Origin of the sequence: Stenotrophomonas sp. SXG-1, assembly GCF_014083965.1 — a bacterium.
Lineage (GTDB): Bacteria > Pseudomonadota > Gammaproteobacteria > Xanthomonadales > Xanthomonadaceae > Stenotrophomonas > Stenotrophomonas geniculata.
In genome coordinates this window covers 3609739-3625273 of record NZ_CP046588.1, presented here as the reverse complement: position 1 = coordinate 3625273, position 15535 = coordinate 3609739, and the positions used below count along the sequence as shown (strand labels likewise).

10 protein-coding genes are annotated in these 15535 nt (G+C 64.7%); all 10 read left to right on the top strand.

Features of this window, described 5'->3' with window-relative positions:
- Positions 1-15: 15 nt before the first annotated feature.
- A complete protein-coding gene (locus tag GOC52_RS16555) occupies positions 16-258 on the top strand; it encodes a type B 50S ribosomal protein L31 (protein ID WP_010484049.1) in 243 nt (80 codons plus the stop codon).
- 296 nt (positions 259-554) lie between these two features.
- Entirely contained in the window at positions 555-1832 is a 1278-nt protein-coding gene (locus tag GOC52_RS16550) for a citrate synthase (protein ID WP_010484050.1), read from the top strand.
- 291 nt (positions 1833-2123) lie between these two features.
- Positions 2124-3188, top strand: coding sequence for a hypothetical protein (locus GOC52_RS16545; protein WP_191849931.1), 1065 nt, complete (start codon positions 2124-2126; stop codon positions 3186-3188).
- Between the two features lie 438 nt (positions 3189-3626).
- Positions 3627-3992: a NirD/YgiW/YdeI family stress tolerance protein gene (locus tag GOC52_RS16540; RefSeq protein WP_029379914.1), complete on the top strand. Its 366-nt coding sequence runs from the start codon at positions 3627-3629 to the stop codon at positions 3990-3992.
- Positions 3993-4332: 340 nt separating this feature from the next.
- Complete coding sequence (locus GOC52_RS16535; protein WP_049453695.1) at positions 4333-4839, top strand: CS1 type fimbrial major subunit; 507 nt, start codon at positions 4333-4335, stop codon at positions 4837-4839.
- 51 nt (positions 4840-4890) lie between these two features.
- Positions 4891-7614, top strand: a complete 2724-nt coding sequence (locus GOC52_RS16530) for a TcfC E-set like domain-containing protein (RefSeq protein ID WP_191849929.1) — start codon at positions 4891-4893, stop codon at positions 7612-7614.
- Positions 7615-7634: 20 nt separating this feature from the next.
- Positions 7635-8744, top strand: coding sequence for a CfaE/CblD family pilus tip adhesin (locus tag GOC52_RS16525; RefSeq protein ID WP_191851469.1), 1110 nt, complete (start codon positions 7635-7637; stop codon positions 8742-8744).
- Positions 8745-8761: 17 nt separating this feature from the next.
- Positions 8762-9469, top strand: a complete 708-nt coding sequence (locus GOC52_RS16520; RefSeq protein WP_191849927.1) for a pilus assembly protein — start codon at positions 8762-8764, stop codon at positions 9467-9469.
- A gap of 64 nt (positions 9470-9533) precedes the next feature.
- On the top strand, positions 9534-14648 hold the full coding sequence (locus tag GOC52_RS16515; protein ID WP_191849925.1) for an ESPR-type extended signal peptide-containing protein: 5115 nt from the start codon (positions 9534-9536) through the stop codon (positions 14646-14648).
- Between the two features lie 69 nt (positions 14649-14717).
- Positions 14718-15461: a hypothetical protein gene (locus tag GOC52_RS16510; protein ID WP_019659990.1), complete on the top strand. Its 744-nt coding sequence runs from the start codon at positions 14718-14720 to the stop codon at positions 15459-15461.
- Positions 15462-15535 lie beyond the last annotated feature (74 nt).

Below are 15535 nucleotides of genomic sequence, written 5' to 3'. Positions count from 1 at the left end.
TTACGGTGTGAGCCCATGAAGGCCGATATCCATCCGAACTACCGCGACGTCGTCTTCCATGACGTCACCTCCGATTTCAAGATCCTGACCCGCTCGACCATGGCGACGAAGGAAACCATCAAGTGGGAAGACGGCAACGACTACCCGCTGGTGAAGGTTGAAATTTCCTCGGCTTCGCACCCGTTCTACACGGGCAAGCACAAGGTCATCGACACCTCGGGCCGTATCGACAAGTTCCAGAAGCGCTACGCGCGCTGATCTGTCGATCCAGCTTCGAACCAACGGCCGCGCTCTGCGCGGCCGTTTGTTTTTCCCCAACGCCAACCCAACGGGCGTTTGGATGGACGGAACACTGCGTTCGTGTGACAACACTTTTGCCGATCCGGGCCGCTCAACGGCCGGCGTCTGGTCGCCTGTCGTATACGACTTCTGTCTAGCGCCGGGCAAATGCTGCTGTGCGATAATGACCTGATCCCCGGCACAGGCCGAGGACGTCATTCACGTGCCTGACCAATGCGCTTGGGCAGGCGCCTTCCCATGAAGGAGCGCACACAGTGTCCGATCTTGATCAGGTCACGCTCAACGCCGGCGATAAGTCGGTCGTTCTGCCCGTCATCAAACCCACCCTTGGCAACGACTGCGTCGACATCGCGAAGCTGACCAAGGAAACGGGGTATTTCACCTACGATTCCGGCTTCACCGCGACGGCCAGCTGCAAGTCCGCCATCACCTACATCGATGGCGACAAGGGCGTGCTGCTGTACCGCGGCTACCCGATCGAACAGCTGTCGGAAAAGTCGAGCTACGTCGAAGTGGCCTACCTGCTGATCAACGGCGAGCGCCCGAGCGCCGAGCAGCTGAAGGCCTTCACCGATGAGCTGACCGCCGAAGCCAACGTCGATGAGTCGGTCAACACCCTGATCGGCAGCTTCGCCAAGGATGCCCACCCGATGGCCATCCTGGCCGCTGCGATCGCGCAGCTGTCGGCCATCTATCACGACTCGCTGGACCTGTCCGACGCCGAACAGCGCCGCCAGGCCGCCGTGCGCCTGATCGCCAAGGTGCCGACCCTGTCGGCGCTGATCTACCGCCACGGCAAGGGCCTGCCGGCCAACAAGCCGGACACCTCGCTGGACTACGTCAGCCGTTTCCTGAAGCAGACCTTCGAGTCGGCTGACGGCCAGTACGACCTGAACCCGGACGTGGTCAAGGCGCTGGACCTGCTGTTCATCCTGCATGCCGACCACGAGCAGAACGCCTCGACCTCGACCGTGCGCCTGGTCGGTTCGACCGGTGCCAACCCGTACGCGTCGGTCGCCGCTGGCGTCACCGCGCTGTGGGGTCCGGCCCACGGCGGTGCCAACGAAGCCGTGCTGAAGATGCTGGAAGAGATCGGCACTGCCGACAACGTCGAGTCCGCCGTGGTCAAGGCCAAGGACAAGACCTCCGGCTTCCGCCTGATGGGCTTCGGCCACCGCGTCTACAAGAACTTCGACCCGCGCGCCAAGGTCATCGGCGAGATGACCAGCAAGGTGCTCAAGCAGCTGGGCGTGCAGGATCCGCTGCTGGACGTGGCCGTGAAGCTGGAACAGGCCGCGCTGCAGGACGAGTACTTCGTCGCCCGCAAGCTGTACCCGAACGTCGATTTCTACAGCGGCATCATCTACAAGGCGCTGCAGATCCCGACCGAGATGTTCACCGTCATGTTCGCCCTGGGCCGTACCTCCGGCTGGGTGTCGCATTGGCTGGAACAGCAGGTCGACCCGGAAATGAAGATCGGCCGTCCGCGCCAGGTCTACACCGGCAGCGACGTGCGCGACTACCAGGGCTGATCGCCCGCGTAGGTTGTGCTGAGAACGCCCCGCATCCGCGGGGCGTTTTTTTTGCGCGGACCTGGTAGGTGCGGACCGTTGGTCCGCACGATTTCGGCGCCCGCGAAAAATCATCCACGCATGGCGTGGATCTACCACCGCATCCGCCTTCGGTAGGTGCCAACCTTGGTTGGCACGCTCTTCATCGCGCCAAGACCGCGTGATTCAAGGGTCTCGCCAGCTTCACGACCGCTCGCGCAGCCTCAGGACGCCAGCTGCATCCGCAGCACCTGAAATGGAGCGTCCATCCCGATGAGTACCCGATTCGACCCACCCGAGCGCGGCCCGCTTGGTCCCGACGTCGCCACTGTCGTCACCGCCCCCATCGTCGCCCCTCCCAGCGAAAGCGCCGTTTCCTGGGGCGCGATCTTCGCAGGTGCCGCCGCTGCCGCCGCACTCTCCCTCATCCTGCTCATCCTCGGTGTCGGCCTTGGCCTCTCCTCGGTGTCGCCGTGGTCGTTCGAAGGCGTCAGCAAGGAAACCTTCGGCTGGTCCAGCATCGCCTGGCTCACCTTCACCGCACTGGCCGCATCGGGTCTGGGCGGCTACCTGGCCGGCCGCCTGCGCACCAAGTGGACGCAGATCCATGGCGATGAAACCTATTTCCGCGATACCGCGCACGGCTTCGTGTCGTGGGCCGTGGCCACGCTGCTGACTGCGGGCCTGCTGACCTCGGCCATCGGCGGCGTGCTCGGCACGGGCGCGAAGGTGGCGGGTGCCACTGCAGGCGCTGCCGCATCCACGGCCGGCGTTGCGGCCGCAGGTGCCGGTAGCGCCGTCGCGGCCGCACCGGAAGGCGACCTCAACTATTGGGTGGATTCCCTGTTCCGCAATGCCACCAACGCCGGTGCTGCCGATCCCACGGTACCGCCACCGCCGGGCGCGCTGTCGGATCCGAACGCGGCTCCGCCGCCGGCACCGAATGCGGGCCCGCGCGAGGCCGGCATGGCGCCGCCGCGCCCGATGCCGGGCCGTGCACCGGCCGGCGACCGTCGTGAACTGCGCGCCGAAGTGAACCGCATCATCGTCAACAGCCTGCAGGGCGATGGCCTCGACCCGGCCGACACCCAGTACCTGTCGCAGCTCATCGCGCGCGAAACCGGCATGAGCCAGGCCGAAGCGCAGGCCCGTGTGACCGATGTGCAGACGCGCATGCGTGCCGCGCTGGAGAAGGCAAAGACCACCGCCAAGCAGGCGGCCGACGATGCCCGCAAGGCCGCAGCGTATGCCGCGCTGTGGCTGTTCATCACCCTGCTGATCGGCGCGTTCTTCGCCAGCCTCAGCGCCACCTGGGGCGGCCGCCGCCGCGACCTGTAACCCGCATTCCATGCAAGGAGACCTGCCATGAAAATGATTCTGCTCTGGCTGTTGGGCGTGCCGATTCCGCTGCTGATCCTGTACGCAATCTTCTTCTGAGATTGCATCGTTGAGTGGGACCCGTCAGGCCGCCGTAAGGCGGCCTGATGCCATCCCGTCGTGCGTGAGCATGTGTGCAGCGTCGAGCCCTGCTCGACTTTACAAAAGCAAGCCTCGGTAGCTGAACTACGACTCCGCGCACCGGCTCGGCGAACACCCCAGCGCACGCCGGAAGGCCGTAGAAAATGCGCTCGGAATGGATGCTGAAAGAGGCGTCGGGTCCGCGATGAATGGTTTCTGACGTCGGATGTCGTTTTCACATCTTTTCGGAGTTATTGCATGGGCGTCACTATCGAGGCGAGGGAAGCTGTGGGCACTTATCCCTGCATGGACAACACCATGAACCGACGACTCACCCTTGCGCTCATCGCCACCACGTTGAGCCTGCTCAGCGCTGGGGCCTTTGCCCAGTACACCGGCCCGGGCGCCACCCATGCCGTCACCACGGTTGCCGAGGCGCGCGCCCAGCGTGACGATCAGCCGGTGGTGCTGCGGGGCACGCTGGTGGCCAGGATCGGCCACGAGCGCTACCGCTTCAAGGACGCCACCGGTGAGATCGATGTGGAAATCGACGACAAGGATCTGCCCAGCCACCAGGCCGTCAGCGCGACCACCGTGGTGGAGCTGCACGGAGAGGTGGATACGCACCGCTTCAAGCCCACCGACATCGACGTGGAGTACGTCGCCGTGGTGCCTGCGCATTGAAGGTCGTTCGCGATTTCTACACGTAGCGTCGAGCCGTGCTCGACTCATGCGCACACGGTGCGCCTCAAGCGACAGTCGAGTATCGCTCGACGCCACAAATGCAACGCAATGAGGTTTCTTGCATTCAAGTCGTGAGGAAATTTGCATAATCCTCAAACATTGAAAGCCCTCAAGAATTCTTCTTAACGTCCAGCTATTTAGGAATTGTTGCATGGCCTGCGTGCGGTAGGCCTACCTACCATTCTCTCGTCGCCCGTGACCACCTCCACGGGCGGCGCCTCCCTCCCTTTCTCCTTGGGGAGGGGGGCTTTCAAATTCCCCCTGTCCGAGAGAGACACACATGCACGCCATTCTGAAGAAGGCCACGCTCGCTGCAGCGCTGGCCACCGTTTCGCTGTCCGCCAACGCGTTCGACGCCGACATCAAGGTCTGGGCCAACGTCGACCCGACCCTGGCCCTGCTGAAGGCCGATGGCACCGCGCTGGACTCCGTCGTGAACCTGGTCCACAACCCGGTCAGCGGCCTGGTGCCGTGGACCCAGCAGGTGCGCATCTACTCCAACGACGAAGACAAGGACATCGAAGTGCGCGTCGGCAGCGCCCCGCAGCTGCTCAATACCGATGGCAGCGGCGCCCCGGTACCACTGACCGTCAGCCTCAACGGCAAGGCGCTGACCGTGGCCGCACAGGACTTCACCGCCTCCGACCTGTTCGACGGCGCGCTGCCGGGCGCATCGATCCCGATGCCGCTGCGCATTGCGCAGACCACCCAGGCGCCGATCGCCAAGGGCGGTACCTACGAAGGCATCGTCACCATCGCCATGCAGCAGAAGACCGCCAGCCCGTAAGGCGCCCGCGCCGGCCCGCATCCCGGGCCGGCCGCTTCCGGTAACACCCCCATGAAATTTCCCGCACCCGCCGTCACCCGGCTGGCGGTCGCGCTCGCCCTGTCGTTGGCCACGCCCTTGGTCGCGGCGCGCGGCGTTCCCGCCGGTTTCGAGGATCTGGTCGAAGGCCAGACCGAACAACTCGAGGTACGCCTGTTCGGCCGTTCAACCGGGCTGGTGCCGGTGCGCGTGACCCTGGAGCACGTGCAGCTGGAAGCACCGGCGGAGGCACTGCAGGCATTGCAGCTGCCCGCCGAGGCACAGGCCGCGTTGTTGCCCGCGCTGTCGCAGCCGCTGCCACGCAACAGCCATCTGGCCTGCCGTTACGGTGGCGCCAGCGCCGGTTGCGGTTACATCGATCCCCCCGAGGAGCCCACCGCCGTGCGCGCGCTGTATGACGAAGGCGAGGGCGCCGTGCGCCTGTTCGTCGCCCGCCAATGGATTCCCGGCGAACCGGCCGCCGAGCGCTACCACCAGGTCAGCGCCAATGCCGAAAATGCCTTCCTGCACCAGCACACGCTCAACGTCAGCGGCGGCCGCGGCTACCAGTCGCTGGCCGCGCAGGGCATGGGCGCGCTGGGCGTATTGCAGCGCGGGCACCTGTCTGCCGATTGGACCTTCAGCCAACAGCACTATCGCGGCGGCCGCGCCAACCGCGACTTCCAGCTGGACAACGCCTATTACCGCCATGACCTGGGGCAGCAGCACTACCTGCAGGCCGGGCGCATGGACCGCCGCAACCTGAGCAGTCCGCAGGGCGGCACGTTCAGCTTCAGCATGCTGCCGATGGACCGCTTCCAGGGCCTGCGCCTGGGCACCACGCAGGCCTACGTGGATTCGGCGGCCGCCGTACAAGCCACGCCGCTCACCGTGCTGCTGGCACGCGATGCACGGGTGGATGCGTTCGATGGCGAGCGCCTGCTGCAGACCTTCTACCTGCAGGCCGGTATCAACCAGCTCGATACGCGCCGGTTTCCGCTGGGCAACTACACCGTCACCCTGCGCATCTACGAAGACGGCGTACTGGTGCGCAGCGAGGACGCGCCGTTCGACAAGGGCGGCGACTGGACCGACAGCAGCGTGCAGTGGTTCATGCAGGGCGGCCGCCGTAACGAGCGCCGCAGCGACCGTTTCAACGACGAGCTGGCAGCGATGGCCGGCCTGCGCGTGCCGGTATCGCGCAACGTGGCAGTGACCGCCGGTGTCGCCGACCTCGGTGGCTTCAGCTATGGCGAACTGCGGCTGGACCTGCGCCATGTGTTCGCCACCCAGGAGATCCGCGGCGCTTTCAGCGGCATGCACGGCAGCGATGGCAGCCGTGGCCAGCAGCATCAGCTGTCCTACCGCCGCCGTGCCTCGTGGAATGTGTACCACCAGCGCATGCGCGGCCGCGCATGCCAGTTCGAGGACGACGCGCGCGACCGGCTCGGCTGTGCCGACTCGCTCAGCGCCTCGATGGCGCTGCCGGTGGCGGGCGGCAATGCCTACGTGGCCTACACCCGCCGCCAGACCTGGCGCGCAGGCACCGTGCAGCCGGGGCTGGGGGATGATCCGCTGGCGGGGCTGGACCCGCTGTTGCCGCCATGGCTGCCACAGCCCTCGCGCGTGCCGCAGCTCAGCCGCACCTGGCAGGCCAGCTACAGCCGCAGCCAGCGCTGGGGCGAGTTCAGTGTCTCCAGCCGCATCGGCGTGTGGCAGCAGACCAGTGGTGGCGGCCTGCGCGATGGTCGTGACCGCGGCATCTATTTCAACGTCAGCCTCAACCGCCTGCAGCGCGGCGACCGCGGCAGCTCACAGCGGCGCTACGGCCTGGATGTGCGCCAGCCGCAGCACGCACGACCGGACATAAATTACAGCGCCGGCCAGACCCTGCGCCAGGAATACGAAGACCAGTACCGCGAAGTGTCGGGCGAACTGCGCGGCAACAACAACGAACGCTACAGCGCCACTCTGAGCGGGCAGCTGCAGAACCGCATCGGCCAGACCGGCGCCACGGTATCGCGCTACCAGCACCAGGGTGGCAATGAAGTGGCGTACAGCGCTACGCACAGTTCCGGCCTGGCCATCGGCTCGCGTGGGCTTTACTGGGGCGCAGGCGTGGGCGCCGATGCCGGGCTGGCGGTGCAGGTGGACGGCACCGACGACCTGGACCTGACCGGCGTGGCCGCCGAGCTGCAGGTGGGTGGCCTGCGCCGGCAGCGGCTGAAGCTGGGCGAACGCCGCCTGCTGCCGGTGTCCGCCTACCAATCGCACCGCGCCGAAGTGCAGGACGCCAGCGCACTGGACAGCATCGCGGCGGTGCGCGTGAGCGGTGTGGGCGGTGCGCGCCCGCTGTTCCTCTCGCCCGGGCGGCTGGTGCGCATGCCGGTGCCGATTGAAGTGACTTACACCTTCATCGGCAACGCCCACGACATCGCCGGTGCACCGCTGCGCGGCGCCCGCATTCTCAACGCGCCGGTGCCCGGCACCGGCAGCAACGGAGGCTTCGTGGCTGACTTCCCACGACGCGAAAAGACCCTGTACCTGCTGCAGGACGACCGGCTGCTGCACTGCCCGCTGCAGGTGCGCGAGCGCCGCAGCGTGGTGATGCTGGTGGGCGCCGTGCAGTGCGAACCGTTGGCCGTGGCGCAGCTGCCGCCCGATATCCGCCATCAGGCACGGGTGACGCGACTGCTGCAGGAGCAGGCGTTGATTGCCGCCACGCCGCAGACCGCGGCCGCGGGAGGTGCGCAGTGAGCCGGCGGTTGTGGTGGGTGATGGTGGTGCTGTGCGCGCTGGTGGTGCTGATGCCGCGAGCGATGGCGCAGCGGCCGCCGGAGACGCATCCGACGAGTGAGCATCGCGACATCGTGATGAGCTGGGATCGCGCTGCGATGCCCGGGGAGATCGAGTTGTGGGCGCCGAGGACGGTTATGGGCTACAGCAGGGATCAAAGTCTGCAGTACGGTCGGATCCATCTGACATGCGAATCGAACTCGACCACGAGTACAGGCTTGTGCCCGACTAGTGGACTGGAGAGCCTCGAAAGCGGGCCGGCGCCCATTCTGACGCGGATGGTCGAGGAGCGCAGCGGTTTGACTGCAGACCTTCGCGTCATGGCGGCTCTAAGTCGAGCGATTGGCGAACGTGCCTGTGGTCCAGAGTTCTGGCTTGGCTGGAAGCGACCGATCTGGACCTCGCGCCAAGAGGAGTGTGGCGGCGAGAAAGCAATAGGGACCTCTGTTGAACTGCTTCTTCCGGAGAGCGAACTGAATCAGCTTGTCGCTGGTCGTTGGCACGGGAAGCTGATCTTGAACTTGAGGACTGATCCAGCGGGCTCCGTTCTTGCTGTGAACACTTTCAATCTTGCGTTCACCATCACCGACTACAACGCGGTCTCCATCTACTTCCCGCTCTTCGATCAGGTCACCCCGCACGTCGGCCTGAACCTGCAGTACGACCCGATCGCACAGACAGTCGGCGGCCGAACTCAACTCGACATGTGCCTGTACGACGGACTGGGTTCGCAAAGCCAGTACCTGGGCGTCACCGTGCGCGATAGCGGGCCACGTCCTCCGGGGCCTTCCGGCTATTCGGTCTGGCATACCGACGGCGGCAGTGATGCCACGCAGCGCGTGGACTACACCGTCACCCTCGATCACAACGGCAGCGCCGTTCCCCTTCGAAACGGCGTGGAGCAGCTGCTGCACGGCATCGACACCGCAAAACTGCGCTTGGTGCTGCTGCCTGGGATGACGCAACCCGTGTTCTGCGTGCCCACGCCGTTGGCGCTGGATACCCCCCGCGTGCCGGTCAGCAGCAAGCGCCCCGGCTATTACGACGGCGATCTCAAGGTGGAACTGCGCGTTCCCACCGTCACGCCCTGATTCCCATGGAGCCCCCGATGAAGCCTCTCATTCGTTGCCTGCTTCCCTTGTCGCTGCTGATGGCGATGCCTGCCCACGCCAATCTCACCGTGCACCCCATGCGCACGTCGGTGGACGTGAAGAAGGGCGCGCAGATCCGCATCTATTCGCAGTCCACCCAGCCGCAGTACGTGCAGGCCTCCATCAAGCGCATCGTCAATCCAGCCGGCGCGGATGAGCAGGAGGTCGAGGTCGAGCCCGGCGAAGCCGCCATCGCCATCACGCCTGGCAAGTTCGCGCTGGCCGGTGGCGGCAATCGTCTGATCCGGGTGATTCCGCTGCAGCCGGTCGAGAAGGAAACCGCCTACCGCGTGTACTTCGAAGGTGTGCGTGGCCCTGAAGGGATTGAACGCGCAGGCGAGGGCGAGCGCGCGCAGGCCAACATCGGCGTCAGCCTGGTCTGGGGCGCGCTGGTCAATGTGCTGCCTGCGCAGGCAGCCATGGCGGTGCAGGTGGAAGGCAATCGCCTGCGCAACACCGGCACGGTGCGCGTGGGCATCACCAGCATTGCCGACTGCGATGGCGCGCGCTGCACCGCGCACGACGTGTCGCGAAGCCTGTATCCCGGCAGCGCGTTGGATCTGCCGTTCCCCGTGCAGCCGGGGCACACGCTGCAGATGCGTTACCGCCTGACCCGCGATGGCTATCGCGAGCACGTACAAACCCTGGCGCCCAGCGCCGGTTGATTCCCCAGCCCCGCCAGCGAGTGCTGGCGGGCTTTCACTTGAACTGGCTGTTAAGGAGTAAGCAATGAACCGTATCTACAGACGTGTGTGGAATCGAACCCGCCAATGCTGGGTTGTCGCCAGCGAACTGGCGTCGACCGCAGGTAAGCCGCGGTCAACGGCTGCGGGCGCAGTGTTGCTTGGGCTTGTTCTTGCGGTTCCCTCTGCGGAAGCCAGCGACATCATCGCGGCTGATGAGTGCGATGAGTCCATCTGGCAGGCGCTTTGCCTGAACGCGGGGGTGCGCGCAGGATCCTCTTCCGCATACTCGCTGTTCTCAGCTACGCCACGTGCGGGCATCAATGCGCTGGAACTTGGCTATCAAGCGAAAGCCAATGGCTATGGCAGTTCGGCCGTGGGTCCGGAAGCGAAGTCCGAAAACTTCTACTCCGCTGCGTTCGGCTGGAGGGCGCTTGCCGGTGCATCCTACAGTGTTGCCGCGGGTGCCAACGCTCAGGCGACCGAGTCCTTCGCCATAGCGATGGGCAGGGATTCAAAGGCATCCGCCATGAGTGCAGTTGCTATTGGCGGTCAGGCCGCCGCCAGTGGGCAGTCATCGGTCGCACTTGGAAGCTCTGCCGTTGCATCTGCAGATAGCGCTCACGCGCTCGGGTATCTGAGCCAGGCAACGGCAAAGTACGCGACTGCGGTGGGAACAGTAGCCAAAGCATTCGGCGCATACTCAATCGCAGTGGGCAACCACGCGACGGCCATTGGCGACGATGCCATCGCAATTGGACGAAGCGCAAGGACCGTGGACAGTTCCGCTGGCATCTCGCGAATTGCCATCGGTGGTGGAGCGTTTGCCGGGACCGGCGGCTACACGGGAGCCATCGCTATTGGCGGCTCTGCCAGTTCGGAGTACGACGGGATTTCAGTGGGCTACGGTGCGAAAGCAACAGTCTCCGGAAGCATCGCGTTGGGATCTCATTCACTGGCCAACGAGGCCAATTCCATCTCTGTTGGCAATGGTTCGATCAAGCGGCGCATCGTGAATCTGGCCGACGCACGACTGTCGACAACCAGTACCGATGCGGTAACCGGCAAGCAGCTCAATGCCACCAACGGTAATGTCGCCAGTGCTCAGGCCGCAGCCGACGCTGCAAAGGCGACGGCCAATACGGCCAATACCAATGCCAATACAGCGTTGGCCAAGGCCAATGCGGTCAGCGGCCTGGTCAGCCAGGTCTCGGCCAGTGGCAACGTGCGCCTGGGCGGCGAGAACACTGGCACCGTGCTGGATGTCCGCAACAAGTCCAACGCTGTTCGCAGCATCACCGGCCTGAAGGATGGGGCGCTTTCTACATCCAGCACTGAGGCCGTGACGGGTAAGCAACTCAATGCAACCAACGCCAATGTCAGCAAGGCGCAGGCAGCAGCCGACGCGACGGCTACACGGCTGAACGCCAGCGCAGTGGCCCTTGGCGCGGGAGCTGTCGCGGAGCAGGCCAGCTACGGTATCAGTACTGCGCTCGGCAACAACGCCAAAGCCTACAACGGCAAGAGCGTCGCCATGGGCGCAGACGCTCGCGCGACAGTGGATGACGCGGGTAACAAGATCAGTGGCAACGCGGGTGTGTCCATCGGTGCTGGAACCCGCAGTGGCAACGGTGCGGTGGCGCTTGGACTGGACGCTGTGGCAACGGGTGATCGAGGCGTTGCCGTCGGCCATGAGGCGTCTGGTAAAGGCACGCACGCCACCGCTCTGGGCTTCCAGAGCAACGCGTCGGCCAACCAGGCCACGGCGGTCGGGCGCGGGGCGGTTGCCAGCAGCCTGTATGCCTCGGCACTGGGTAATCAGGCGAGCGCCACGGCGCAGAGTGCGTTGGCCCTTGGTGATCGCGCCAATGCGGCACACGCGGGCGCTGTTGCGCTCGGCAATGGCTCAGCCACGACTGGGACCAATCAGGTCTCGGTGGGCAATGGCTCGTTGAAGCGCAAAGTGGTCAACGTGGCGGATGCCGCCCTGAGTACGTCCAGCAGTGAAGCGGTGACCGGCAAGCAGCTGCATGCCACCAACACCAGCGTGGCTGCTGTGAAGGCGACCGCGGACGGTGCGCAGGCGCGCGTGGCGGTACTGGATGGCCTGGTGGGGCAGGTGTCGGCAAGCGGCAACGTACGGCTGGGCGCAGACAACACCGGCACCGTCATCGACGTCGCCAACAAGAGTGGCGCCAAGCGCAAACTGCAGAATCTGGCCAATGGCGTGCTCAGTGCGTCCAGCACGGATGCAGTGACCGGGCAGCAGCTCAATGCCACCAACAGCGAAGTGGCCAGTGTGCGCACGGCGGCAACCGCAGCGAAGACGGCGGCCGATGCCGCCCGTGGTGTAGCCGATGGCGCTATGCAGAAGGCTGATGCCTTGGGCGGACTGGTGGGCCAGGTGTCTGCCAGCGGCAATGTTCGCCTGGGTGCAGAGAACACTGGGACCATCGTGGATGTCGCCAACAAGACCGGGGCCAAGCGACGCATCTACAACATCGCCAACGGCACGCTGAGCGCGGGCAGTACGGATGCGGTGACCGGGCAGCAGCTGTTTGCGACCAATGCCACGGTGGAGGCACAGCGACAGGCTTTGGCTGGGCATGCGCAGCAGCTGACGGATCAGGACGGGCGTATCGCCGACAACCGGGTCGAGCTGGATGCGCTGCGTACGGATTTCGACAACTTCGATCCGGATCTGGATGGCGTGGTCAAGTTCAGTGCTGATCGTCGCTTGGTGGATATGGAGGGCGCCCGCGTATCGGGTGTGGCAGCGGGGGATATCAGTTCTGCGACCAGCACGGATGCGGTGAATGGCGGGCAGCTGTTTGCGACTAACGATCGGGTAGAGAAGATCGAAAAATCAAATGGCTACCTGAGAGTTGGAGTGGATGATGAGAGCAATTACGCGCAGGCGGGATTGATGGGTGTGGCGATTGGAGATTCGGCAGAGGCAGCCATTCACTCTGATGGGGCTACCGCAGTTGGTTCATTCGCGCGCGCTCGTGGGCAGGGCTCCGTGGCTCTTGGCAGGGGGGCGCTTGTCGACGCCGCAGCAAAGAGTGGATTTGCACTTGGGACGGGTTCTAATGTCTACGCATCGGGAGGGGCAGCACTGGGTTCCTTCAGTCAGATTGAATCAGGAGCGGAAAACTCAGTTGCGCTAGGCACCGGTTCCGTAGCCGAGGACGCAAACGTTGTGTCCGTTGGGAACTCTCGGCTTATGCGGCGGATCGTCAATGTGGGGCGAGGGGTGAACTCCAGTGATGCAACTACTGTTGGGCAACTGAGCGAAGCCTTGGCTGCTCTTGGCGGGGGCGCAGGTCTGGATCGAAATGGCGATGTCGTTTCTCCGACCTACAACCTCCAGGGGGGAACACAGAAGAACGTTGAAGACGCCTTAGTTGCGCTGGATGGTGCGGTGGTAAGGGCTGACAGTCGCGTAGATGGCCTCGAAGGCCAGCTGCGTGCGACATTCCAACAATCACCATCGACCCGGGCGGATGGAGTTGGTCAGCTGAACTTGGCAGGTGCGCAGGGCATGGTTCTGTCGAATCTGGCCGATGGACGCATTGCGGCAGGCAGCCGTGATGCGGTGACTGGCAATCAGCTGCATGCTGCGGAGCAGAAGATCGAGCACAACAGACGCGACATTGATGCAATGCGGCGCGATTGGCGTTTGGATCAGAGGAATCTGCTGACTGAGATTAGCGATGGAGCTCTCATCGATTTCGGCGGCGCACGCCTGACCGGTGTCGCCGATGCGCGTCTCTCCGCGGATAGTTCGGATGTGGTGCGTGGGAGCCAGCTATTCGAGACTAATCAGCGACTGAATGACATGGAGGGCAAGGATAGGTTTGTATCTATCGGAAGCGGTGGAGAACAGAATGCAGCATCTGCTGGGGCGTTCTCCGTCGCAGTTGGCGATTCGGCGATGGCCGCAAAGGGAAACGAGGGGGGCGTTGCTATCGGCGCGTACGCTTACGCAGGGGGAATGAACTCGATTGCTCTCGGTCGCGCAGCTTCTATTCGAGACGGAGTTAACGACGGGTTTGCAGTCGGCACGCGATCATTGGTGGAAGCTGATGCCAGTATGGCTATTGGTGCCGAAAGCCGAGTTTCTGCAGGTGCTAAGTATAGCGTTGCACTAGGCAGTCTCTCGGTGGCTGACGAGTTTGGTACTGTGTCAGTTGGTCACGCGACATTCCAGCGTCGCCTCGTCAACGTAGCCAACGGCCGCAACACCAACGACGCAGCCACCATCGGCCAGCTCCGCGGCGCCCTGTCCACGCTCGGCGGCAACATCGACGCCAACGGCAACGTCACCACCCCCGGCTTCAACGTCCAGGGCCAGCACCAGAACACCATCAACGACGCACTTACCACGCTGGACTCCGCCGTAGTCAGCACAGGCTCCCGCATGGACCGCGTCGAAACCCAGCTCCGCTCGGTCTTCCAGGAAACGCCCTCCACCCGCAGCGACGGCACCGCCCAGCTCACCCTGGCCGGCGCCAACGGCATGGTCATCTCCAACGTGGCCAACGGCCTGATCGCCGCCGGCAGCCGCGAGGCGGTCAACGGTGGCCAGCTGCATGCGGTGCAGCAGCAGCTCAATGGCCGCATGGATGGCCTGGAGCAGCGCGTGGATGGCCAGCCGCAGTCGCGTGCGCTGTCCACGGCTTCGGCCGCGCCCACCGAGCAGGTCACGCCAACGCCGGAAGCCAGCGATTCACCGCAGGTGGCCTCGGCAGGCGAGGGCACGTCGCCCACGCCGCAGCCGAAGTCGAAGAAGGACGACACGCCGTCGCCCACGCCACAGGTCGATACCGCCGAACTGGAGAAGATGCTGGCCCGCGCCAACGAATACACCGATGGTGCCATCAGCAACTTCGAACGCCGCCTGGACAAGATGGACAAGCGCTTCAACCGCATGGCGGCGATGAGCAGCGCGCAGACGGCCATGGCCATGAACACCGCTGGCTTGGCCACCTACAACCGACTCGGCGCGGGCGTGGGCTATGCCGAAGGCGAATCGGCCATGGCGGTGGGCTACCAGCGCGTACTCAACGAAAAGGGCTCAGCCACCTTCAGCCTCAATGGTGCGTTCACCAACAGCGGTGAACGCAGCATGGGCGTGGGTGTGGGCATCGGCTGGTAAGCGATGGAGCCCCGGCGTGACGCGCGTAATCCACCCCGTCGCGCCGGGGTCCTGGCCAAGGAGATGGCAATGTACAGATGGGTAAGCGGCTTCATCAGCTATCGCACGTTCTATATCTGGCGGGCGCGCTATCGCTACTACACACGGAACCTGGATCTGTGGACGCTGATGAGCGGTCTATGCATTGCCGGTCTGCTGCTGGTGCTGTGGTACATGTGGCAGATGCTGGGCGTGCCGCCGCCGCGCATACATCCGGATACAGCGGCGCTGCGCATCGAGGGCGTCACCCACGAGGCGATCCATCGCATCGTGCTGGTGCGCCACGCTGGCAGCACGCGGGGGGCCGAGTTCACCACGCCGGAGGACGTGCGGGCGAGTACGCTGCGCACGATGCGGGTACGGCAGGTGATGGACAGCGAAGTGGTGTGGCGGCTGAAGGCCGACATGCTGGCGGACATCGCTGACTACATCAACGTCACAGGCGGGTGCTTTCCCTACGACTGCCGGCAGATTCGGGATCGGTTGGATCCTGTGCGCAAGGCCGCTGTGGAGAATGCGCAGATCAACGCCTCACTGGCGACGATCCTGGACGTGCCGCTGGACCAGATGCCGCTCTTGAAGGGCGGCGAGCGTGAGCGGGTGAAGAGTGGGTGGTCGGATACGTTCAACGACGTCTACTTTCAGGCCGGCTTGCTGCGGGACCTGCAGGCCATGCATGCGCAGATGATGCGGGAGTATCCGCAGCGGGCCCCCGCGCCCTGGTTGCCGCGGTTGCTCAGCGACCCGCTGCGCGATACCCGTTTCGTCTGGTAGCGGGAGCATGATGGGCGCCATCTGCCAGAGCAGGTAGCGCAGCTTTTGTAGAGTCGAGCCGCGCTCGACTGCTC